Annotated in this window: 23 protein-coding genes and 1 tRNA gene; 19 read left to right on the top strand and 5 right to left on the bottom strand. The window is 35.8% G+C overall.

From position 1 onward, the window contains the following. Positions 1-81 precede the first annotated feature (81 nt). Positions 82-642: a GNAT family N-acetyltransferase gene (locus QZV03_RS08685; RefSeq protein WP_296875898.1), complete on the top strand. Its 561-nt coding sequence runs from the start codon at positions 82-84 to the stop codon at positions 640-642. Here the strand turns inward: QZV03_RS08685 and QZV03_RS08690 are convergent. After that, positions 637-1329, bottom strand: a complete 693-nt coding sequence (locus QZV03_RS08690; RefSeq protein WP_296875900.1) for a 4Fe-4S double cluster binding domain-containing protein — start codon at positions 1327-1329, stop codon at positions 637-639. The two genes, QZV03_RS08685 and QZV03_RS08690, sit on opposite strands and share 6 nt — an antisense overlap. A gap of 332 nt (positions 1330-1661) precedes the next feature. Here QZV03_RS08690 and QZV03_RS08695 point away from each other — a divergent pair, with 332 nt between their 5' ends. The 9 genes from QZV03_RS08695 (at position 1662) to QZV03_RS08735 (ending at position 11032) form a co-directional block, all read left to right on the top strand. Next, complete coding sequence (locus tag QZV03_RS08695) at positions 1662-3278, top strand: ABC transporter substrate-binding protein (protein WP_296875902.1); 1617 nt, start codon at positions 1662-1664, stop codon at positions 3276-3278. Positions 3279-3392: 114 nt separating this feature from the next. After that, on the top strand, positions 3393-4322 hold the full coding sequence (locus QZV03_RS08700; protein ID WP_296875935.1) for an ABC transporter permease: 930 nt from the start codon (positions 3393-3395) through the stop codon (positions 4320-4322). Continuing rightward, positions 4315-5169: an ABC transporter permease gene (locus QZV03_RS08705; RefSeq protein WP_296875904.1), complete on the top strand. Its 855-nt coding sequence runs from the start codon at positions 4315-4317 to the stop codon at positions 5167-5169. The genes QZV03_RS08700 and QZV03_RS08705 overlap by 8 nt, the downstream gene beginning before the upstream one ends. A 39-nt stretch (positions 5170-5208) precedes the next feature. Continuing rightward, positions 5209-5721 (top strand): GNAT family N-acetyltransferase, encoded by a 513-nt coding sequence (locus tag QZV03_RS08710; protein ID WP_296875906.1) that lies wholly within the window; start codon positions 5209-5211, stop codon positions 5719-5721. 563 nt (positions 5722-6284) lie between these two features. Beyond that, positions 6285-7151: a tRNA pseudouridine(38-40) synthase TruA gene (gene truA / locus QZV03_RS08715; protein ID WP_296875908.1), complete on the top strand. Its 867-nt coding sequence runs from the start codon at positions 6285-6287 to the stop codon at positions 7149-7151. After that, a complete protein-coding gene (locus QZV03_RS08720; protein ID WP_296875910.1) occupies positions 7141-7482 on the top strand; it encodes a hypothetical protein in 342 nt (113 codons plus the stop codon). Before truA ends, QZV03_RS08720 begins: the two co-directional genes overlap by 11 nt. A 129-nt stretch (positions 7483-7611) precedes the next feature. Continuing rightward, positions 7612-8934, top strand: a complete 1323-nt coding sequence (gene wecB / locus QZV03_RS08725) for a non-hydrolyzing UDP-N-acetylglucosamine 2-epimerase (RefSeq protein WP_296875912.1) — start codon at positions 7612-7614, stop codon at positions 8932-8934. After that, positions 8918-10006, top strand: a complete 1089-nt coding sequence (locus QZV03_RS08730) for an ATP-grasp domain-containing protein (protein WP_296875914.1) — start codon at positions 8918-8920, stop codon at positions 10004-10006. The genes wecB and QZV03_RS08730 overlap by 17 nt, the downstream gene beginning before the upstream one ends. A gap of 3 nt (positions 10007-10009) precedes the next feature. Beyond that, on the top strand, positions 10010-11032 hold the full coding sequence (locus tag QZV03_RS08735) for a hydantoinase/oxoprolinase family protein (RefSeq protein ID WP_296875916.1): 1023 nt from the start codon (positions 10010-10012) through the stop codon (positions 11030-11032). Here QZV03_RS08735 and QZV03_RS08740 read toward each other — a convergent pair. Beyond that, positions 11029-11595, bottom strand: coding sequence for a CDP-2,3-bis-(O-geranylgeranyl)-sn-glycerol synthase (locus QZV03_RS08740; RefSeq protein ID WP_296875918.1), 567 nt, complete (start codon positions 11593-11595; stop codon positions 11029-11031). The genes QZV03_RS08735 and QZV03_RS08740 overlap by 4 nt on opposite strands. A 133-nt stretch (positions 11596-11728) precedes the next feature. On the opposite strand from QZV03_RS08740, the gene tes reads away from it, so the two are divergent. From tes to QZV03_RS08770, 6 genes are all read left to right on the top strand, one after another. Beyond that, entirely contained in the window at positions 11729-13237 is a 1509-nt protein-coding gene (tes, locus tag QZV03_RS08745; RefSeq protein ID WP_296875919.1) for a tetraether lipid synthase Tes, read from the top strand. A gap of 92 nt (positions 13238-13329) precedes the next feature. Next, positions 13330-13824: a homoaconitase small subunit gene (hacB, locus tag QZV03_RS08750; RefSeq protein ID WP_296875921.1), complete on the top strand. Its 495-nt coding sequence runs from the start codon at positions 13330-13332 to the stop codon at positions 13822-13824. Positions 13825-13826: 2 nt separating this feature from the next. After that, the gene (locus QZV03_RS08755) at positions 13827-14453 is read left to right on the top strand and encodes an HVO_0476 family zinc finger protein (RefSeq protein WP_296875923.1); all 627 of its coding nucleotides are present in this window, start codon (positions 13827-13829) and stop codon (positions 14451-14453) included. After that, on the top strand, positions 14454-15728 hold the full coding sequence (locus tag QZV03_RS08760) for a tRNA (N(6)-L-threonylcarbamoyladenosine(37)-C(2))-methylthiotransferase (protein WP_296875925.1): 1275 nt from the start codon (positions 14454-14456) through the stop codon (positions 15726-15728). It abuts the gene before it with no gap. A 205-nt stretch (positions 15729-15933) separates the two neighbouring features. Further along, the gene (locus tag QZV03_RS08765; RefSeq protein ID WP_042691314.1) at positions 15934-16134 is read left to right on the top strand and encodes a histone family protein; all 201 of its coding nucleotides are present in this window, start codon (positions 15934-15936) and stop codon (positions 16132-16134) included. Between the two features lie 168 nt (positions 16135-16302). Then, positions 16303-16374, top strand: a tRNA-Val gene (locus tag QZV03_RS08770). A 162-nt stretch (positions 16375-16536) separates the two neighbouring features. On the opposite strand, the gene deoC is transcribed toward QZV03_RS08770, so the two are convergent. Together deoC and QZV03_RS08780 are read right to left on the bottom strand one after the other, a co-directional pair. Continuing rightward, on the bottom strand, positions 16537-17268 hold the full coding sequence (deoC, locus tag QZV03_RS08775; RefSeq protein ID WP_296875926.1) for a deoxyribose-phosphate aldolase: 732 nt from the start codon (positions 17266-17268) through the stop codon (positions 16537-16539). A gap of 55 nt (positions 17269-17323) precedes the next feature. Continuing rightward, a complete protein-coding gene (locus QZV03_RS08780; protein WP_296875928.1) occupies positions 17324-18988 on the bottom strand; it encodes a tRNA uridine(34) 5-carboxymethylaminomethyl modification radical SAM/GNAT enzyme Elp3 in 1665 nt (554 codons plus the stop codon). 96 nt (positions 18989-19084) lie between these two features. Here QZV03_RS08780 and QZV03_RS08785 point away from each other — a divergent pair, with 96 nt between their 5' ends. After that, positions 19085-19363, top strand: coding sequence for a PRC-barrel domain-containing protein (locus QZV03_RS08785; RefSeq protein WP_296875930.1), 279 nt, complete (start codon positions 19085-19087; stop codon positions 19361-19363). A 12-nt stretch (positions 19364-19375) separates the two neighbouring features. After that, a complete protein-coding gene (locus tag QZV03_RS08790; RefSeq protein WP_296875932.1) occupies positions 19376-19681 on the top strand; it encodes a DUF2098 domain-containing protein in 306 nt (101 codons plus the stop codon). Between the two features lie 11 nt (positions 19682-19692). On the opposite strand, the gene QZV03_RS08795 is transcribed toward QZV03_RS08790, so the two are convergent. Next, the gene (locus tag QZV03_RS08795) at positions 19693-21771 is read right to left on the bottom strand and encodes a DEAD/DEAH box helicase (protein WP_296875934.1); all 2079 of its coding nucleotides are present in this window, start codon (positions 21769-21771) and stop codon (positions 19693-19695) included. 218 nt (positions 21772-21989) lie between these two features. On the opposite strand from QZV03_RS08795, the gene QZV03_RS08800 reads away from it, so the two are divergent. Beyond that, positions 21990-22142 (top strand): transposase (locus QZV03_RS08800; RefSeq protein WP_296875937.1); only part of this gene is annotated, 153 nt, incomplete at its 3' end.

The raw sequence follows: 22142 nt of genomic DNA on the forward strand, positions 1-22142 counted from the left end.
AAGTTATTCAAAATTTACTAAAAAGTATTACTAATTGCATAAAATTTGTAGAATTAATAATACTTTTACATTGGTGTTAATATGAATGTTACAATTAAGGCTTTAGGCAATAATCCAAAGGAAATTAAGCAAGTTCAAGACTTTTTATTTAAAATGATAAAAGAAGAATTTGGATATGGATATGTTGCCAAATGGCATCAGGATATTGTTAAAATAGATGAATATTATATTAATCCTGAACGAAACAATTTCTTTGTTGCTTACTATGAAACTGGCGAGATTATTGCAACCATTGGAATGAGAGCATATGATAAGGATTTTCCTCAATTTAGACATTTATACTCTAATGATATTACTTCAAGCATTTGGAGGCTGTTTGTAGATAGGAGATGTAGGCGTTGCGGATTGGCTTCAAAAATGGTTAGTGTTGCTGAAAATTTTGCAAATCAGAAAAACTATGAGAATATCTACCTTCATACTCATAAAACATTAGATGGTGCTTTGGAATTTTGGAAAAAAATGGGTTTTATAGTAAGTTTGGATGCAAATGATGAACTTGAAACGGTTCATATGGATAAAAAAATTCAAGGATTGAAAATAGATTCTCTTGCAAATGACTTTAGATATGCTGTAAAATTATGATTTTTTAATATATCTTTGTGTGTGGGGACATGCATAGATGCATTTTCCACATACGGTATCGGGCTTTCCCAAGTTTTCTTTTGAAATTTTCAATGCATATTTTTCACATTTTTTATCGTCATAAAAATCGTTTCTCTTAAGTGTGTAATTCCATTCCTTGCCGCTTATTGCTCCTCCGGGACAGGCGTCCATACATTCTGTGCACTTTCCACATCTTGACTTGAGCACGGGTTTTCCGATATTCAGAGGGGCATCGGTTAGAACGGATGATAGTCTAAGTGCTGATCCATATTCTTTTGTTGTAAACAGTGCAGATTTTCCAATCCACCCAAGCCCTGCCTTTGTGGCAATGGTCTTGTGGGGTAATTCAAATGAATTGAACTTTCCAAAATCAGTTCCTAATCTCTTTTTTGTTTGAGCATATGCATGGTATCCTTTATCAATTAAGAACTCTTCGCAAATCATGCCTAATGTGTCTAACCGTGTATTCAAGCTTACTAACTCATCAACATATTCTCTTGTTGGTGCGTTTTTCATATTCCTTATTATGTCTTTAGGATATGTGATGTAGAATACCACTCCTATGTTCAAGCCATCTTTTGGGGTAAAGTTTGTGATGTCGGCATATCCCAATTCTGTTGCACCGTTTTTTAACAGATGGTCTTTAAGTTCGGTGGATAAATTCATGAATGGTATATTTGCTTTGGGAATATTTAAATTTAAGTTTTGTATTACTTTTAAAAATTTGATATTTAATTTTTATTCAATTTTATGAACCTTTTTTTTGAATTTTTGATTTATTTGTTATTTTATTGTAATAATTGCATTCAATTTCATGATTGTTTGTTTGAATTATTTATATTTTTAAAGGAAATTTTAAAAGTAATAAATATATTTTTATATTGTCTGATATAAAATAGACATGTTATTAAAATAAATTTGAATAGTATTACTTATTAGGTACTTTTATGCCAAAAAGTATTACTTTATTTTAATACTTATCTTTTATGGTGAAAATTATGGATAAAAAATATATTATAGGAGGGATTATAGCTGTAGTGGTAATTGTAGTTGCGGCTTTTGCGCTCATGGGAGGATCTACAGATTCCGACCCGACACATTTGACTGTAGCTGCACACAGCAACATCAAAGAACCGGAATCAGGATTCAATCCGTTGACCGGTTGGGGATGCGGACACCAAAACTATAATCCATTAGTACAAAGCTGTTTATTCAAAACAGATAAGAAGGGAGAAATAGTTCCAGACCTTGCTAAAGACTACTCAATCAGTAGTGATGGTAAAACATGGACAGTACATGTAAGAGATGATGTGAAATTCTCAGACAATTCAACATTCGATGCAGAGGATGTGGCATTTACATTCAACACTGCAAGAGCAACTGAATCAGACTTGGATTTAACCAACATTAAGGATGTTAAAGCAACTGATAATAAAACTGTTGAATTCACATTAGAAGAGCCAAGATCAACATTCATTTATGACTTAAGATATGTGGGTATCGTTCCTTCCGATTCATACAACAACGAAACCTATGGTGAACAGCCAATAGGTACTGGACCATATGTATTGGACCACTGGGACAAAGGCCAACAAGCTATATTCAAAATCAATGACAATTATTATGGTGACAAACCATACTTCACACAAATTACCTTATTATTCCCTGAAGAATCAACATGGTTGGAATTAGCAAAATCTGGTCAAGTTGATGTGGTTCCTGTAGCAACATCTGCATTAAACCAAACTGTTGACGGATACCAATTCGTTGAAAAATCCGCTGGAAGAGCACAAGGAGTATCATTCCCTTACCTTGAAGACACTGGAAACGTAAGTGAAGGTGGCGCTAAAATAGGTAACAACGTAACAGCTGACAAGGCTATAAGACAAGCATTGAATGTTGGTGTAGACCGTCAAAAAATGTGTGATGAAATATTCGCAGGTCACGCAACTCCTGAATACACAAGTGTAGATACAAGGGATTATGCAAACGATAATGCAAAAGTTCAAGACGGCGATGTGGCTAAAGCAAAAGAAATCTTGAAAGAGGGTGGATGGACTGACACTGATGGTGATGGAATCGTGGATAAAGATGGTGTAAAAGCATCATTTGACTTATACTATCCTCCTGATTATCTTGACAGGCAATCTTTATCAACCGTATTTGCTGAACAAGCAAAAGAAATTGGTATTGAAGTTAACCTCAAAGGTGCTGACTGGGATACAATTTATCAAAACATGTACTCATCAGCAGCATTGATGCAACAAACTTCTCCGGACCCATACAAATCAATTTACCAACAATACCACAGTAAAGAAGCAGATGACTTCTATATGAACCCTGGTTTATATAATAACACTGAATCTGATGCATTGATGGAACAAGCAATGCACGCTAATGATTTCAGCCAAGCTGATTCATTATGGGCACAATCTGCATCCGTTAACGGTGGAGGTTGGGGTCCTGCTGGTGATGCTCCATTTGCATGGTTAGTCAACTATGACTACAACTATTTCATTAAAGATGGTATTGATATTGGTGAACAACCTGACGGTTTAGGAAACGATATTTTAATTAATGTTGGAGATTGGACTAGGAACAATGCTACAGCATAATTAAATATTTTTTTCCTTTTTTTTATTTTTTAAAATTTTTAAGGGGGTTTATTTTTGAATAAAAATCAATTAATAAAATTTTTTGGTTTTAAATTAGTTCGTTTTATCATATTGATGATTGCAGTTGCAATTTTTAGTTTCATACTATTAGATTTATCCCCTATCAATCCGGTTACTGCTTATTTGAAAGGTGCTGCAGTATCTGAATCTCAACGTGCAATACTTGAAAGCTATTTTGGCGTTAATGTCCCATTGCCTACCAAAATATATCATTGGCTCCTTGATTTAGTTCAAGGGAATCTTGGAACCTCTTTAATCTATCGTGCACCAGTTATGGATGTCATCATGGATAAGTTTTCAGCATCAATTGTGTTGATGGCAATATCATGGTTGCTTAGTGGTGTGTTAGGTTTTATTTTTGGTGTTGTCGCTGGAAAAAACAAGGGATCCTGGATTGACAAGGCTGTTAAAGTATATTGTTATGCAATTCAATCTGCACCTTCATTTTGGGTTGGAATGCTTATTTTAATGGTTTTTGCAGTGTATCTTGGTTGGTTCCCTATTGGTTTTGGTGTTCCGATTGGTGTTAAAAGTACCGATGCTACTTTTATGGAATGGGCATCAAGGCTTGTACTGCCCACTTTAACTTTAAGTCTCGTGGGTCTTGCTCCAATTGCAATGTACACACGTAATGAATTGGTTCAGGTATTGTCTTCAGACTATGTATTGTTTGCAAAATCAAGAGGTGAACAAGGTTGGGATTTAGTTAAAAACCATGGAATCAGAAATATTCTGCTTCCAGCAATAACTCTGCAATTCTTATCATTCAGTGAACTTTTTGGTGGTGCTGTTCTTGTAGAACAAGTATTTTCCTATCCTGGAATAGGGCAAACTGCTGTAGCGGCAGGTCTTCAAAATGATGTTCCATTGTTTTTAGGAATTGTGGTGTTTAGTGCAGTGTTCGTATTTGTTGGAAACTTGCTTGCTGATATCTCATATTACTTAATCGACCCAAGAATTAAGGAGAGTGAATTCAGTGATTAAAAAACAATCAGACGATAAAAAACAATGGTTTTTATACCCGGGAAACCTCCGGACCAAAACTCTCGTAATTATTATCCTTTCAATTATCGTGATTGTGTCAATATTCATCTCAGGTTACTTTGTTCGTGATATTCCAACAAGTTTCATTAGTGCTAATCAAATGCCTTCACTTGAACATATCTTCGGAACCGATTGGATGGGAAGAGACATGTTTCAAAGAACCATTGCAGGTCTTGGATTGAGCCTGATGGTTGGTTTCATTGCATCTGCTGTAAGTACTTTGATTTCAATAATCCTGGGATTGTTTTCAAGTTTCAACAGGTTTGCTGATGAACTGGTTGCAGGAATTATAGATTTGTTTGGTTCAATACCTCACATTCTTTTAATAATTCTGGTATCCATAATGTTTGGTGGAGGAGTGTTTGGTGTGATAATGGGTGTCGGTTTGACTCATTGGACTCCTCTTGCAAGGGTTTTAAGGTCAGAAGTTAAGGAAATTAGAACAAAGGAATATATTCACTTGGCAGAAAATCTTGGCAGATCTAAAATTTGGATTGCAACAAAGCATATTTTGCCTTTGGTCGTTTCACAGATTATTGTGGGAGTCATTTTGATGTTTCCTCATGCAATCATGCACGAAGCAGCTATTACCTTTTTAGGTTTTGGTTTACCTCCTCATGAACCGGCTATTGGTGTGATTTTATCCGAATCAATGAATTACTTGTCTTCAGGGTATTGGTGGCTAGCATTTTATCCAGGTATGTCATTACTGATTGTAGTATTGTTATTTGATCTGATTGGTGAAAATGTTGAGAAATTGTTAAATCCTGAAACTGCACATGAATAATTGTAAATTTATTTTTTTTTAATTTTTTTTGATGATACTATGGATGTTGTAATTAGAGAAATAGAAAATGATGAAACTGAAATAAAAAAGGTTAAAGAGTTCTTATTTGGCCAAATAAATAATGAGTATCATATTGGACCAACTGAAAAATTTCATTATGATATTTTTGGATTGGAGCAGTATTACATTAATCCTACTAAAAGCAATTTCTTTATTGCTTTTGAGGGGGATAAAATTGTTGCTACAATTGGTATTAGGGAGTATGATAAGGATTTTGAATTTTTCAGAGGGATTTATTCTCGTGAAGACACAGCAAGCATTTGGAGATTGATGGTTGATCGTAATTATCGTCGTAAGGGAATAGCTCGTTTGCTTGTTGACGCTGCTGAGGATTTTGCAAGAGATAGTGGTTATGATAGAATATATTTGCATACTCACAGGTATCTTGAATCAGGATTGCCTTTTTGGAAGTACAGTGGCTATGAGATAACTGTTGAAGAGGATGATTATGATGAAACTACTCATATGGTTAAAGTCTTAAGAAATAAGTAGTATTATTTTTTAAAATAGTATTACTTTTTTCAATCTCCTCATTCTTATTTATTTTTCATTAATTTTTTAGTTAAAATATGGGAATATTTGATTTTTAGAATAATGTTATTTCTACTCAATTTTAACTGATGAGGTTATCTTTTTTTTTAAATTTAAGAATTTATATAACTATTTTAAAGTAATACTAAATTTCATTAAATTAATATGATAGGTTGTTTAGTTTCATTGTTAAATATATTTTTATATTATTCCTTTAAATCGTATTTTATCGCCTGTTTGGGGTATTAAACTATTTTAAGAAATTATTAGATATAATTAAATATATATAGTTATTACTATTAAGAATATAATAGATTAATCAAATCAAAATTGTAGATAATTAAAATAAACTGGCATATAACTATCTTTCCTTAAAAAATTTTTTAATTATCTACTGTCATATTTAATCGCCTAATTGTCAATACTGAGTCATAACTTTTTGTAAATAGCTATAAAATAGCTATTTACTCTCCTCTAATTTTTCCACTAAAAACTTATTTTATATTGTTGCCAATATTATATTGATGAAGCGAACTGCATTAAAAATTGGATATATCGGAACAAATTTTCACGGTTTTCAAAGACAGCCGGATTTGAGGACCGTTGAAGAGGAATTAATTTATCATTTACGCAAACTAGACTACATTGATGATTTGAAAAAGTCCAGATTCAGGATTGCCGGGCGAACCGATGCGGGGGTTCACAGTTTGGGAAACGTTATCAGCTTTCAATCAGAAAAGGAAGTCAGGGTTAATGAAATCAACAATTCTCTGCCTGATGATATACAGATTCTTGCAAGTGCGCCTGTTCGCTATGCGTTCAAGCCGAGATATGCGCAGATGAGACAATACCGTTACTTTTTGTTCCATGACCTTGACGTGGATAAACTGAGGCAGTGCGCGGAGATATTCAAGGGAACACATAATTTCACAAATTTCACAAAAAGATACCAAAAGACCACAACAAGGACAATAGATGACATAATAATCAACAAGGTCGAATTGAACGATTATCACAAAAGGGAATTTCCGAATCTGCACGGAACCCTCACACCTATTTTTGTAGACATTTACGGGGAGTCCTTCCTGTGGAACATGGTGCGGAAAATGATGAGGGTGTTCATTGATGTTGCAACGGATAAGATGAGTCTTGAGGAAGTAGAAAGATTATTGAATCCTGCTGAAGACGAGCCAAGAGCATACATCAAGGTGACAGATCCCGATTATCTTATTTTAATGGACATTCAGTATGATGGAATCAAATTCAGATATGACGACTATGCCTGTGAAAGGTTCAGGCGAAATCTTGTTGATTCCCTAACAAATTTGCAGAGGAAGTACGCAATTCGTGAATCGATGATAAAAAGCCTAAATGATTTGCATGAGTTTTGATAGGATGGATGAAAGAATTACTTATGATGATGTCAAGGAATATGAGAGGTTATTTACGCTGGCGCCGTCATTTCTGCTTGAAAGGTTTGCCAGAAAAAATTCCAATCTGGTTTTAAGATTCAAATCTGCAGTACAATCATATATGGATAACCTGACTGATGAGCAAAGAAATAAATTAAATGTTGTGCTGAATAGTCCTGTTGAGGATTTACAGGCCATAATGCATGAGGCATATCTTAAAACCGGGATAAAACAGTATCGGGTATTGGCCAATCCCAATTACAGGCAATTCATTGATGATAATTTTGATGAGCTTAGAAAAATGCTTTGAGGTTTTCCGGTCAATGAAAAAAATTTAAATTAATGATTATAAATATAATGTTGAGGTTATATTTGCGGTTGTACCATACTCATTATTCAGTGGCAGTTATAACTGCAAATTAATTAAATCAGTGATAATATGAAAATAGCGACAATTTTAGGAACACGGCCGGAAATTATTAAAATGGCGCCTATAATTGATGAGATATCAAAGAGGGGCATCGACCAGATAGTTTTACACACAGGCCAGCATTATGACAAGGAAATGTCAGATAACTTTTTCACAGACCTTGAAATTCCAACACCAGATTACAATATTCATGTTGGATCAGGCACCCATGGAAAGCAGACCGGTTTGATGATGCAAGGTATCGAAGAGGTTCTTCTGAAAGAAAAACCTGATATTGTCCTTGTTCAGGGTGATACCAATGCAGTTCTTGCAGGAGCACTGGTTGCATCTAAATTGCATATTGCAATAGGTCACGTTGAAGCGGGATTGCGTTCATTTGATATGACAATGCCTGAGGAGATCAACAGAAGGGCCGCCGATGTAACATCAACAATGTATTTTATTCCAACTGAGGAATCTGCAATAAATTTGCTTGCAGAGGGATTTTCACATAAAAACCTCCTTATCACTGGTAATACCGTAGTTGACGCATGTTTCAGGCATTTGGAAATTGCACGCAAAAAAGGTTTTGAAGAGGAATCCCTGGCATGTCTTGACATTGAGAATATGGATAACATTTTGACCCTGACCATGCACAGGGCCGAGAATGTTGATGTAAAGGAAAGGGTAATCAACATTATCGAAGCTCTAAAGGAATTGGACCAGATGAATATCATTTTCCCAATCCATCCAAGAACCAAAAACACTCTTGAAAACTTTGGACTGTTTGATGAGCTGAATGAGATGGAGCATGTTCATATTATAAAGCCATTGGGTTATCTTGATTTTCTGCTTTTAACATCCAAGTCCACTTTAATTTTAACTGATTCCGGAGGTCTTCAGGAAGAGGCGATAACCCTTGACGTACCCGCATTGACCTTAAGGTATAATACTGAAAGGCCCGAAACCGTAACTGCAGGAGGAAATATCCTTGTCGGATCAAATAAGGAGGCTATTTTGGAAAATGCAAACAAGATATTGAATGATAATGAATTTGCAGACAAAATGAAAAATGCTCCGAATCCTTATGGTGGAGGAGATTCAGCAAAACTGACTGTGGATGCAATTGAAGATTATTACAATAAAGGATTGCTCAATATTGAAGCTCCTGAGGATATCATGAGTTCATTTACAAGAAAAATGGCTTCAATTGATGAGGACATTACCGTTCAGGAATTCGAGGAAAATGAAAATTCATTAATTCATATGGTATTCGATGGAGAAAAAATGCGCTTTCCAAGTGACGATTTAAATTTAAATGGTATGATGATTAGCTATGATGAACGAGAATGATTCCCTACTGGTATTTGAGTATTTTACAGCTTCAGGTGAAAAGGATAAATGTATCATTTCAGAAGCTGAAGAATTGATATTTGCTCTTTTAGACGATTTGTCAGATTTTAATGTGGATTTGGTAATCAACCAATCCTATGAAGATGCAGTAAAAAAATATGATAATGTCAATCCGATTCTGATTGATGAAAACGTTGTTGACTGGTTAAATGACAATGCGGCAAACTTTGACAATGCTATTTTCATTGCCGCTGAGAATAACAACAATCTGTATAACATTACTAAAATTTTGGAAGACAACAACGTTAATACATACACCTCAAGTTCCGAGGCCTGCTTTAAAACATCCGATAAATATGAAACCTATGAGGCATTGCCTATGGAAGTTCCCCAGCCAAGGTCCTTCAGGTTTAAAATAGATCCTAAGGGTTACTGGAAAAGGGCGATTGAAAACTTGCATGAAAAATGGCAGTCAGAAGACCCTCTCACACCATTGAAATTAATAATCAAACCGTTGAACGGTGTTGACTGTGAGGATATTGTAATTATTGAAGACATTGGTGAGCTGACCCTGGATTTGGATAAGATTTTCAAACCGGGTTCAAGGGTTATCGTTCAGGAATATGTTGAGGGAACAGACATCAGCGTCAGTTTAATATCCGATGGTGAAAAGGCAATTCCATTAAGTTTGAATGAACAGTTCATTGAGTTAAAAAATGACAAGGGCAGATATCTTGGTGGAAGATTGCCATATGATAGCAAATATAGGGATGAGGCCTTTGAAATTGCAACAAAGGCAGTTGAAGCCATGGATGGTATAAAAGGTTTTGTCGGTGTGGACATGCTGATAAACGCCGATGAACATGATGTATACTCAGTTTATCTTTTGGAAATCAACTCAAGATTCACAACACCATATGTGGGTTTGACTAAAGTTTCCAACATTAACATCGGTAAAAGCATTATAGAATTAATTGACGGAAAAATTAACATTGATGATATTGACATTACTCTGGATGGTGAAGTTGAATTTAAAAAATCCGGAGAATCACTGGTAATTAGGAGATTATAATTTATGAAAATTGCAGGATTTGACATTGGTGGTGCAAACACCGATTTGGCAGTAATTGACTTTGAGAATGGTGAAATAAAAAACATTGAAGTTGATTTTGCATATCTTCCAATGTGGAGTAATAATGATGACCTGTCACGGGTTCTTGTAGAATTGATAGAAAATATATGTCCGTTATCCGAAATTGACGCTGTGGGCATTTCAATGACTGCAGAACTTGTTGATGCATATGATACTAAAAAAGACGGAGTTTTGGATATTGTGAAAAAATGTGAGGACACCTTTTCATGCCCTGTTGCATATGTGGGCATTGATGGAATGCTGTCCAAACTTGAAATCGAGGAAACTCCACTTAAGGCAGCTGCCGCAAATTGGGTTGCAACCGCACAAATTGCTACACTGATTTCAGATAACTGCATATTCATTGATACCGGAAGCACAACCACTGATATCATTCCGGTTAAGGATGGTAAGGAGTGTGCTATCGGAAAATCTGATTTTGACAGGTCTGCAACAGGTGAACTGGTTTATACCGGAACTTTGAGAACAAATCTTGCCAGCTTTCTTGACAAGGTTGAATTAAAGGATAAGCAATATCGTGTCGCTTCTGAACTGTTCGCCCAAACTGCGGATGTTTATATGGTTTTGGATTTGATTGATGAAAGTGATTATATCTGCGACACTTTCGACGGTGAAGGAAAGTCCAAAATTGAGTGTGCCCGCAGAATTGCACGTGTAGTCTGTGCTGACTTGGAAATGTTGAGCATGGATGATATTGTTGAGATGTCAAAGTTCATTCATCAAAAACAAATCGCTCAAATTGCAGACGGCCTGAAACAGGTCCACGAAACTCAAGATTTGGATTTAGTTGTCACAACAGGTCTTGGAAAAGATATTCTGGATGGGCCTGCAGGTGAACTTTTAGGTTTGAATGTCAAATCTATGGGTGATATTTTAAGTGATGATGAGTGTACTGTTGCTCCGGCTATTGGAACAGCGGTCATGATGGAAAAATACCTGAATTAATACCACACGTCTTTTAATCCAAGTAAATATGCAAGGGTGTTTGCAATCAAATGGATTATTAATGTCAGTATTAATGCTATTACAACAAATATCCAGTTGAGTTGGACCACTGGTGCAACCAAAATCAAAGCAACTATTATAAAATCTAACTGATCAAGAATTGGTGCAGGCTTTCCTCTGCCGATTCCCAATCTTCTTTTTAAAAAACTGCCTAATGCATCACCGAGCAATGCACCGAATCCCAATAGGAATCCTATTAATATTCCGCTATTTACATCTGTTATGATTGGTGTTATTAAAAATGGATTAACTTCAGGAAGAATCCATGGTGCAACATATCCCTGTACTGTACCTGTAATTATACCTATTATTGTTCCCGCTATCAATCCTCTCCATGTAACTCCATCTCCAATCCAGCGGTTGCCTTTTGAATCACTTTTTCCAAAATCAAGTGGTGTTCCACCTCCAAAGGCTAAAGCCCCACCATTTGAGAAGTATGCCGGCAGGATGAAGTATAATGTTGTCAAGAATGCAATTAGAATTATCTGAATATTGAGGGACATTTATTTTTCTGCTCCGATTTTATATTATATAATTATATAAAATTAATAATATTTAAATATTAAATTGTTTTAAATATATTATATTATGTAAGTTAATACTAACATTGCTTTAGTATTGTTAAAGGTGATTTTTTTGAAAATTAAAGATACAAAAAGTTTATGTCCAGAATGTGGCAAACCTCTTGATGCTGAAGTTTATGATGAGGATGGCAAAATCTTAATCAAAAAAACTTGCGATGAACACGGGGAGTTTATCAACACTTACTGGTCAGATGATGAGTTATACAATAGGATGGAAGATTTCATTCCTACTGTTACAAAAATTGAAAATCCTTGTGTTGAAGATACTGGAGCCTGCCCAAGCAACTGCGGATTATGTTCCAAACACGAAACATCCACCGTTTTAGGTTTAATCGATGTTACAAACAGATGTAACCTGAGATGCCCAATCTGTTTTGCTAATGCGGCAGTTGCAGGATACAAATATGAACCGACACAGGATGAAATCAGACAGATGCTTAGGAACTTAAGAAACTTAAAGCCTCATCCATGTCCAGCTATACAGTTTGCAGGTGGAGAACCTACTGTCAGAAAAGATATAGTTGAACTTGTTAAAATGGCTAAAGAGGAAGGTTTCACTCACGTTCAAATCGCAACCAACGGTATAAGATTGGCTAAAAGGGAAAACCTTGCAGCTGAACTGAAAGCTGCTGGATTAAATACTGTATATCTTGCATTTGATGGTGTAACTCCTGAACCTTATATCAACAACAGGGGAAGAGACTTACTTCCGGACAAAATTCAGGCTATTGAAAACTGTAGAAAAGTCGGTTTAGGTGTTGTGCTTGTACCTACATTGGTAAGGGGAATAAACGATCATCAAATCGGTGAAATAATCAAATTCGCATTTGACCACAATGAAAACATTTACGGAGTCAACTTCCAGCCTGTATCATTTTCAGGAAGAACTCCATCCGACCATGTGGAAGAGCAGAGGATTACAATTCCTGACTTTGTCAAAACCATTGAAGAGGAAACCGACGGTCAGGTGCCTGTAAGTTCATTTTATCCGCCATCTTCAGTTGAACCTATTGCTGAATTCATATCCCTATTGGATGGTGAAGAGTCATCAAAAGTAACTCTAAACTGTCATGAGCACTGTGGAATCGCAACTTATGTGTTCAGGGAAAAGACTGAAGGCAGTGGAAAGGACAAGTTAATTCCTATTACAGACTTTATTGAAGTTGAAGACTTGTTTGATAAACTTAAAGAGTACAACGAAAAACTCAAAAGAGGTAAATTTGGATCACGTAAAAGAGTATTGGCCGGTTTAACTTCACATCTTCCTAAAATGGTTCATAGAAGCAAAACCCCTAAGGATTTGGATATCGTAAAAATATTGCTGAATGTATTTGCAAAAGGGGATTATGATGCTTTGGGAGATTTCTCCAAAGACGCTATGCTTATCTCATGTATGCACTTTATGGATCCTTTCAACTTTGATGAGGACCGTGTTAAAAAATGTGTTATCCACTACGCTACACCTGACGGCAGAATCATACCGTTCTGTACAATGAATTCAATGTATCGTGAAAGTGTGGAAAAAGAGTTCGCACAACCTTTAAATCAAAAATCTGAATAAACAAAAAACAAAATCACCTTAACTTATTTTGTATTCGGGGCAACTCGAATACTCCATATTTTTTATTATTAATTATTATTACAGTGATGATTATGGATGCTATTAAAGGAAAAACATGGACTTTCGGGGAAAACATAGACACTGATGTCATAATTCCCGGAAGATATTTGAGAACTTTCAATCCTCAGGATTTGGCAGACCATGTCCTGGAGGGGGAAAGGCCGGATTTTACCAAAAATGTCAAATCAGGAGATATCATTGTTGCAGATGAAAACTTCGGATGCGGTTCATCAAGGGAACAGGCACCTGTTGCAATTAAAACTGCAGGAGTCAGCGCAATCGTTGCCAAATCATTTGCAAGAATCTTTTACAGAAATGCAATCAATATCGGGCTGCCGGTAATCGTATCAGATATTGAAGCAAAAGACGGAGATATCATAAACATAGATTTGTCAAAAGGAACATTGGTCAATGAAACCACCGGTGAGTCCAAAACTTTTGAACCATTCAAGGAGTTCATGTTAAGTATTTTGGAAGACGGCGGTTTGGTAAACCATTATTTAAATGATTCTGATAAGGGGGCATAAATATGGATTGTCCAATTTGTGGTTCTGATGAAATTGAAATTTTGAATTCAAAACAGAAAACATCCAAGAAAAAATTTACAGAGGAATATTTGCTTAAATGCGAAGATTGCGGTCACGTTTTTAAGGATGTCGTGTCCTTAAAAAAACCTAGACCTTACAGGATAATTATTTCAGAGCAGGACAAGTCTCACAAGACCACAATCGACCTCTCTCCAAGTGACGAGTTGGAGATTGGTGATGTTTTACTTAGTGAGTTTGGCCAGGTTGAAGTTTCAGGTATCGAGGTTGGAGACAAAAGGGTTAAAAAATCCCAACTTGAAGATGTGAATACCATCTGGGCATCTTCTATTGAAATTCCTGCACGTATAGGTTTTTCAGTTGATTTGCATGGTGAAGTCGATTCATACAAACTCGATTTGGAAAGGGATTTTGAAATCGCTCCGGGAGATGTTGTAAAAATTGACAATCATATTGTTAAAGTGCATGTCATCAAAACACAGGAAAGAAAACTGACCTCAGGATTTGCAAAGGCAAATGTCATCAAGAGGGTTTATTCAAAACCGGTTAAATTCAATAATTATGATTATGATTTAACCAAAAACATATTTAAAAAATCAGAAAGGGATTAAATGAAAGTTTTTATCGAATCTTACGGTTGTACTTTTAATCAGGCTGACGGCCAAATCATTGCAGGAAATCTCCTTGAAAATGATATTGATCTTGTTGAAAGTATAGAAGAGGCCGATGTAGTCATTGTAAATACATGCTATGTTAAATTGCCTACTGAAGACAAGATGGTTTTTAGGATTCAAAAGCTTCAAAAGGAATTTCCCGATAAAAAAATTATTGTCGGGGGATGCATGGTTGAAATTGATCCTGAAAAACTGGAAAAAATCGGGCCGAATGTTTCATGGATCGGTCCTCATCAGCTAAACAAGTCAGCCAGTGTTGTTAATGCCACTTACTGCGGGGAGGTTATTCGTGAAACCGGATTTTCAAAAGATTCGAAAGTTGGTGTTCCTAAGGTAAGTGATGACGGTTTGATTCATATCCTTCAAATTTGTGAAGGTTGTCTGGGAGCATGCACATTCTGCTGTACTCGTTTTGCACGTGGGCCATTGAACAGCTATCCTATTTCAGATATTGTTGCCGAAGCGAAGAAAGCTATTGAAAATGGGGCCTGTGAAATACAACTGACTGCCCAGGATACTGCAGCATTTGGTCGTGACAGTGGTGAAAAACTGTCTGATTTAATTAAAGAAGTGGCTAATTTAGAAGGAGATTTTCGTGTACGTGTTGGAATGATGCATCCTAAAAACATTTTAAATAATGTTGATGAAATAATTGATGCGATGAAACATCCGAAGGTATATGATTTTATTCATTTACCTGTTCAAAGTGGAAGTGACAAGGTACTCTCAGACATGAGAAGGGGCCATAACATTTCACAGTATAAGGAAATCGTATCAAAATTCAAAAAGGAAATTCCCGATATCACACTTGCAGTTGACATCATTGTGGGATATCCTACAGAAAGTGATGATGATTTTGATAAAACCGTTGAATTGCTCAGACAAATCAAACCAAGTCTGATACATTTGTCAAAATACCAGCACAGGATAGGTGCAATTTCATCTTCCCTAAAGGAAATTCCTCCAAAAGTGATGAAGGAAAGATCCAAATTTTTATCCGAAATCAAGGAAGAAATCACGAAGGAAGAGAACGTTGAATTTCTAGATTCTATTCAAAATGTTTTGGTTGTTGAAAAGGGTTCTAAAGGTGGATATATTGCAAAAACAAATAATTATATTCCAGTTATTGTTCATGATGTTGAATTAGGAACCTTTGTTGATGTAAAAATCACTGAAGCGACTTCCACTTATCTTAAAAGTGAATTATTATAAATTTTATTTTTTATTTTTCTTATTTATCTTATTTTGATAATACTGTTGATATGTATCCTTTAAATTTTTGTAATATCTATATTTTTTTTTAATTTTCAAAAGCATATTGTAATAGATATTATGGTTAAATATGAGGGTTGTATATGCTTTTTTACCGATACCTTTATATACTATTGTATACTATCATTTAATTGGAGGTGTAATTATGAGTGAATTACCAATCGCACCAGTCGGTCGTATCTTAAAAAATGCTGGCGCACAAAGAATTAGTGATGATGCAAAAATTGCATTAGCTGAAGCATTAGAAGAAAAAGGTGACGAAATCGCACAAAAAGCTGTTAATTTCGCACGCCACGCTGGTAGAAAAACTGTAAAAGCTGAAGATATCAAATTAGCAATCAAATAGATTTGTTAGTTAGTTATTTTCAATAAAAGCTTTATATAATAAAATCTATTGGCCATTTTCTTGGTCAATTTTTTTTATTTTATTTCAAATTATTTTTTTTCACTACTTGTTCTATTCAACTTAGTAAACTTTATATATTAGTTTAACCTAACTATATTATGTTGTATAGGACCGGTGGTCTAGGGGTATGATTCCTCTTTGACGTGGAGGAGATCACGAGTTCGAATCTCGTTCGGTCCATCGGCCCATGGCACTTGTTTTTACTATTTCTGAAATATTTTTTTGATTTAGAGTATTCTTTTTAATTATTTTTTGGTGTTGATACTCCTGTTGTCTATATGGCGATAGGTTCAATATATGGTTTTCATTGAATTAGATTAGAAAGTGATGGTTGTTTTTAATCTAATCTTTTTTGGTTAGTGTGATTGGTTTTGGTGTTACCTGAGTGTTTTCTCTTAATTCTTTGTATCTTTTGACAATTTCATAACCTTTATTACTTCCAATTAAGTCAGCTCCTCCAGTCAATACCTGGTTTGCAAATTTATATTCATCGATTCCACCGTAAAGTTCGATTTTGATTTTTGGAGCGTATTTTTGGATAATGTTTATGTCGTTTACATTTTCGAAAATGTGGTTTGGACTCATGAATCCGGTGGATGTTTTAACAAAGTCTGCTCCTGCAGTCTGTGCGGCTTTAGCTGCATTTGCCTTTTCATAGTCTTCCAGAGCTTTTGTTTCAATGATGATTTTTAGGATTCTGTCTCCAACGGCATCCTTGAGTTGTCTGATCTCGTTTTCAAGCAAATCGTATTTTTCATCTTTTAGGTAATTTAGATTTATCACCGCTTCGATTTCATCGGCTCCCTTTTCGATGAGTTCCTTTGCCTCTGCAACTTTGCTTTCGGTATCTTCAAAACCTAATGGGAATCCCACGACACTTCCGATTTTTATTTCTGTATCTTTTAAGGTTTCTTTTGCTAAAGGAACATATGTTGGTGATATGACTACTGAATGGAAGTTCAATTCTTTTGCTTTTTCAAGAAATTCTTTCATTTCACTTTCACTAATCATATTGTTTAAATTAGTGTAATTAATTAGACTTGCTAATTGTTTTGAATTTTTTATATTGTACATAGTAACACTCTCTTTAATTAGTTAGTATATATACGAACATATTATTTAAATATTTTCATATTAATTTTTTCTTCATGTATGGGCCGACCTTTTCATAGCCAAATTTGCGGTAGTAATTTCTGGTCCCAATTCCGCTGATGATTGCGATTTCATCTTTTCCGTTATCGATTGCAATGTTTTCAGCCTCTTTTAGGAGTCTTTCACCAAATCCGGTGTGCTGGCCGATTTTAGGATTCTTATCTCCAATTTTAATCATATTTCCATAAACGTGCAGTTCACGAACAAGTGCTGTTGTGTCACTGATTTCAGGTCTGAAATGATTTTTTGAGGGAAGGCGCAGCCTTAAAAATCCCGCAAGGCTTTCCTCATTGAAATCCTCAATTGAAAGGAAGTATTCCTGACCCTCGCAGGCTGTGTAATTTTCGCTGAACAGTTCAAAATCATCAAGTGTATATTCCTGTGATGTTTTCTTGTGACCTATTTCACGGCATCTGATGCATTTGCAGTTGATATCATGCTTTTCCAGATTATTATAAACGATTTCTCCAAGATTTGACTTTAAAACTCCAGCTTCGATGAGCGTTGACGGGATATCCCTTTGGATTCTCATTGTTCTGACCCATTTCGGAAGGATTGCCTTAACCTTTGTAATCAATTCGACAGCTTCCTCATCAGTATAGGGCTCATACTCTCCCTTTTGCCACAAATCATACAGTTCGCTTCCCTTAGTCACCAGACACGGATAGATTTTTAGCATGTCTGGCTTGAAATTATCGTCGCTGAAAAGCTGCTTGAACATTTTCAAATCCTGCTTTTGGTTTGAAAATAACCCTGGCATCATGTGCATTGCCACTTTGATTGCGGAGTCTCTTAAAAGCTGATTTGCCTCAATGACATCTGCAATTGTGTGTCCACGTTTGATTTTAACATATAAATCATCTGACAGTGTCTGAACTCCAAGTTCCACTCTTGTGACTCCAAAATCAAGCATTCTGTTGATGTGCTCCTTTTTGCAGTAATCCGGTCTTGTCTCAAATGTCATTCCGACACATCTGACCTTTGAGTTTTCATTGACCTTCTGAACATCGTCAATCAGGACATAATCATTTGGAGCATAGGTCTTTAAGACTCCACTTTCAAATGACCTTATCTCATCATAATCAAGATTATACTCATAGTTTGTCGGTTTGTTTTCCATTATCAAACCGATGTCGCACATTGCCTTTAGACATTGTGAAACGAACCATTCCTGATAGTCCAGATCTCTTGAAGGAAATGTCCCTCCCATTATAATCAGCTCCACCTTGTCAATCGGATGGCCAATTTTTTTAAGCTGCTTTAGACGGTTAAAACATTGGACATAAGGGTGGTAGTCATACATTCTGCCCCTGAGTGCGGCAGGCTCCTCTCCGGTATAGCTTGGAGGTGCGATATCACTTTCGGGACAATAAAAGCACCTTCCATGAGGGCATTTATGCGGATGGCACATTACCGCAACAACCGCAACCCCTGATATTGTTCTGGTAGGCTTTTTTTTAACGATTGCAGAAACGATTTCCTTTTCTTCAGGTTTTGCATATTCCAATATGTCCGCATTGCTCATGAACTTTGAAAGCTTTAGGTCACGGCACAATTGTCTTTTTTTAACTTCAAGTTGTTTTCGGGCGGTAATCTTTCCATCAAGGATGTCATCAATAATAATTCTGCATGCTTTTTCCATTTTCTATCCTCATGATTCAATAGTTAATTATATATAGGGGTTTCATTTAAATATTTAGTGATTTATAAATTATATTATAATAAAAAGGTGATAATTATGAAAATTAAAGAATTCATAGGATCTACTGTTTTAGATAAAAATGCAAATGTAGTCGGTAAAGTTGAAAATGTCGATTTTGACAAAGAAACCGGTAAAATTGAAACAATCACTTTAACTTTACAAAAAAATATCTTCTCTAAAGACGAACTTGAAATCTCTTTCGAGGATATTGCAACCATCGGTGCATATGTAATTTTAAACACTGAAATTACTCAAGAAACCGAAGAAGAAGTTAAAGAAGAAGCTGAAACTGTTGAAATTGAAGTTGAAGAATAAACAGGTAGTAAAATGGTTTTTGATGCAAGAGGATTAGAAATTGCTCTTGATTCTTATGCCAGATATGTTGGTACAGGAACAATCGGCAAGGTTGTTGATGTAAAAACACAGGATGGCAGCGGATGGGTAAAACTTGAAAAAACCAATTTATGGTATCGTTCTAATCTAGTTGAACTGCTTGATGAAAAGGACATTAAAAAATCCTCTTTCTATGATGAAAGGGATGATGATAAAATTGACATCGAAGCAATGAAGGAAAAAGCATCCGCATTGGAAGACATGCAAATGGATTCCAGTGTTGCTGAAGGTGGAGGTTAAATCCCACCTTTTTAATTTTCTGAGAATAATCTTATTTTTTCAGCTAATTTTGGACCAATACCTTCTACTTTTTGTAACTCGTTTTCTGAAACACCACTCAAATCATTTCCAAATATTTTTACAAGATTTCTGGCTCTTTTTCTTCCAAGTCTTTTAACGCCAACCACCAATGGAATGATGTCTTCTTTTACGCCGTAGTACAATCTTGCGGATAAAAAGTCAAAGTCCTTAAGATTTGAATAGTTGCCCAGTACTTCGGAAGTGTCCTTTGCAAATTTAACAAGGCGTGATGCCTCGTAAGCTGATCTTCTGGTTGAGGCTGAATAAACGTTATACTTGTTTTCGATTTCATACTCGTTTCTCTCATCAACCCACTCCATGAGTGAAACTGCAGTGGCCTCGACATTGCCGATATCAACAGCAAAAAGACCCTCTTCGGACAACTTGTCCCTGACTGGATCTTTTGATTTTCTTCCTTTAAATGAGATTAAAGGCACGTCAGGGGTCTCGCACAGTGCGTAGATGAATTCGGAGACATTGATTGAATCGATATTTGAAATGTATTCCTTGATTTTAACTGCGGTTTCAACGGAATAGTTTGACCTTGCAATCAGGTTTCCGAAATCGGTTGTTTTCAATCCTTCCGGTGTTGCCCTTATGATTCTGTTTTGAAGCAGGAATTCTATTGCGCTTTCAAGCTCGAATTTTATGCTGTCCTGGGCAAAGAGTGCCATTGAAGGATTGTTGCTCATCTGATATCCGTACAATGTTTTTGAAAAGAATTCTGTCAGTTCATCAAGATTTTTGGAAAGTGATGATGCGATTTGGGCAATGATTTGTTTGAAGATTGCATCCTTGTTGTCGACCAGTTTTGAGTTTGTCTGTTCGATTTCACCTTCAACATAGTATGCCTCAAGGTTGAATGCCTCGTCCATGGTCTTTGCAATGAGGTATGAATATCCCACATCATCGTATTGTGGTCTTCCCGCTCTTCCGGACATCTGCTCATAGTCAAAAACAGGAATAGGCTGAGGTCCGTTTTGTGTCCATCGGGTTGTGTCCCTAATCACCACGGTTTTTGATGGCAGGTTCACTCCATACATGAGACTAGGGGTTGCTGTAATCATTAATATGTTTCCATTTCTGAATTCGTCCTCGATGATTTCCTTCTGTTCGTTGAAAAGTCCCGCATGGTGAAATGCTATTCCATGTTCCAGGCTTTCGGCCAGCTTTTGACAGGTGGTTGTTGGAAGGGATCCCTTCTTTTTTGGAACTTCAAGTATCATTTCTGAGACTTCCTTGAATTTCTCCCTCTGTTTGACGTTGAGTTTCTTGTCGATTTTTTTGGCGACGTATGTTGCAAGACTTTCTGTAAATCGTCTTGTTGAAACGAATGCCAATGCCTGGGAATCGTCCTTGATTGATTTTTCCAATACTTTCACGATTACGTCATTCTTGTTTTTGGTGTTGAACATCTCGGCATCCAGAACTTCCTTGTGCAATGGTACCGGACGGTAATCGTGTTCAATGCATGTTCCCTCAAGCCATCCTTCGATTTCTTCAATGTTTTTCAGTGTTGCGGAAAGTGCTATTATTCTCATTGAAGGATTGATTATTTTTGCTCTGGTGATTGCAGCCTCAAGTGTCGGGCCACGGCTGAACTCTCCAATCATATGGAATTCGTCAATAATTAAGGTGTCCACATCCCTTAGGGTGTTCCAGGAAAATCTTGTAAGTGCGTCAAATGATTCAAAAACCATAACAGATAAGTCCGCAGTGGAGGGATGTTTTCCAACATTTATTCCATGCTCCTCAAATGCCTTGAATTCCTTTACCTTTTCATTTTGTATTGAAAGCAATGGTGCGGCGTAAACCGCTTTTCCGCCATCAAGTATGGTCTTTAGGGCAGGCAATATTCCCAATACTGTTTTACCACTTGCTGTTGGAATGCATATAATGTAGTTTGATTTGTCTTCAATATATCCAGATTCAATCACGGCTTTTTGCGCAGGATTGAATTCTTTAATGTAAGGATAGGCACTGTTAATTATTGTTTTGATATCATTTCTTAAATTTTCCATTTTAATCAATAATTTTTTTCTTTCTTATATATATTAAAGATTTCCAGAGAGCATTTGGAAACTGTCATTGATATCTAATCATTCATTTTTGTAAAATTTTTTATCTTAATGATGCAAAAATACCACAACTTCTGTAAAGTTGTGGATGAATTGCAAGTTGGGTATACTATTTTTTTTATTAATTTTTAAAGAGTTATTTTCTTATAATAATTATTATTAGCAGTAATTTGAATAGGAATCAACATTCAGTATACATATTAACCTATCACTTGGTATTGGTAATTAAATATCGTAGAAAGGTTATTAATGAGGATATTTTTGATTCATTTAGGGTTATTTTTAAAAATATTGGCTTTAAATATGGTATTGTAGTTAAAGAA

Origin of the sequence: uncultured Methanobrevibacter sp. (genome assembly GCF_902788255.1) — an archaeon.
GTDB lineage: Archaea > Methanobacteriota > Methanobacteria > Methanobacteriales > Methanobacteriaceae > Methanocatella.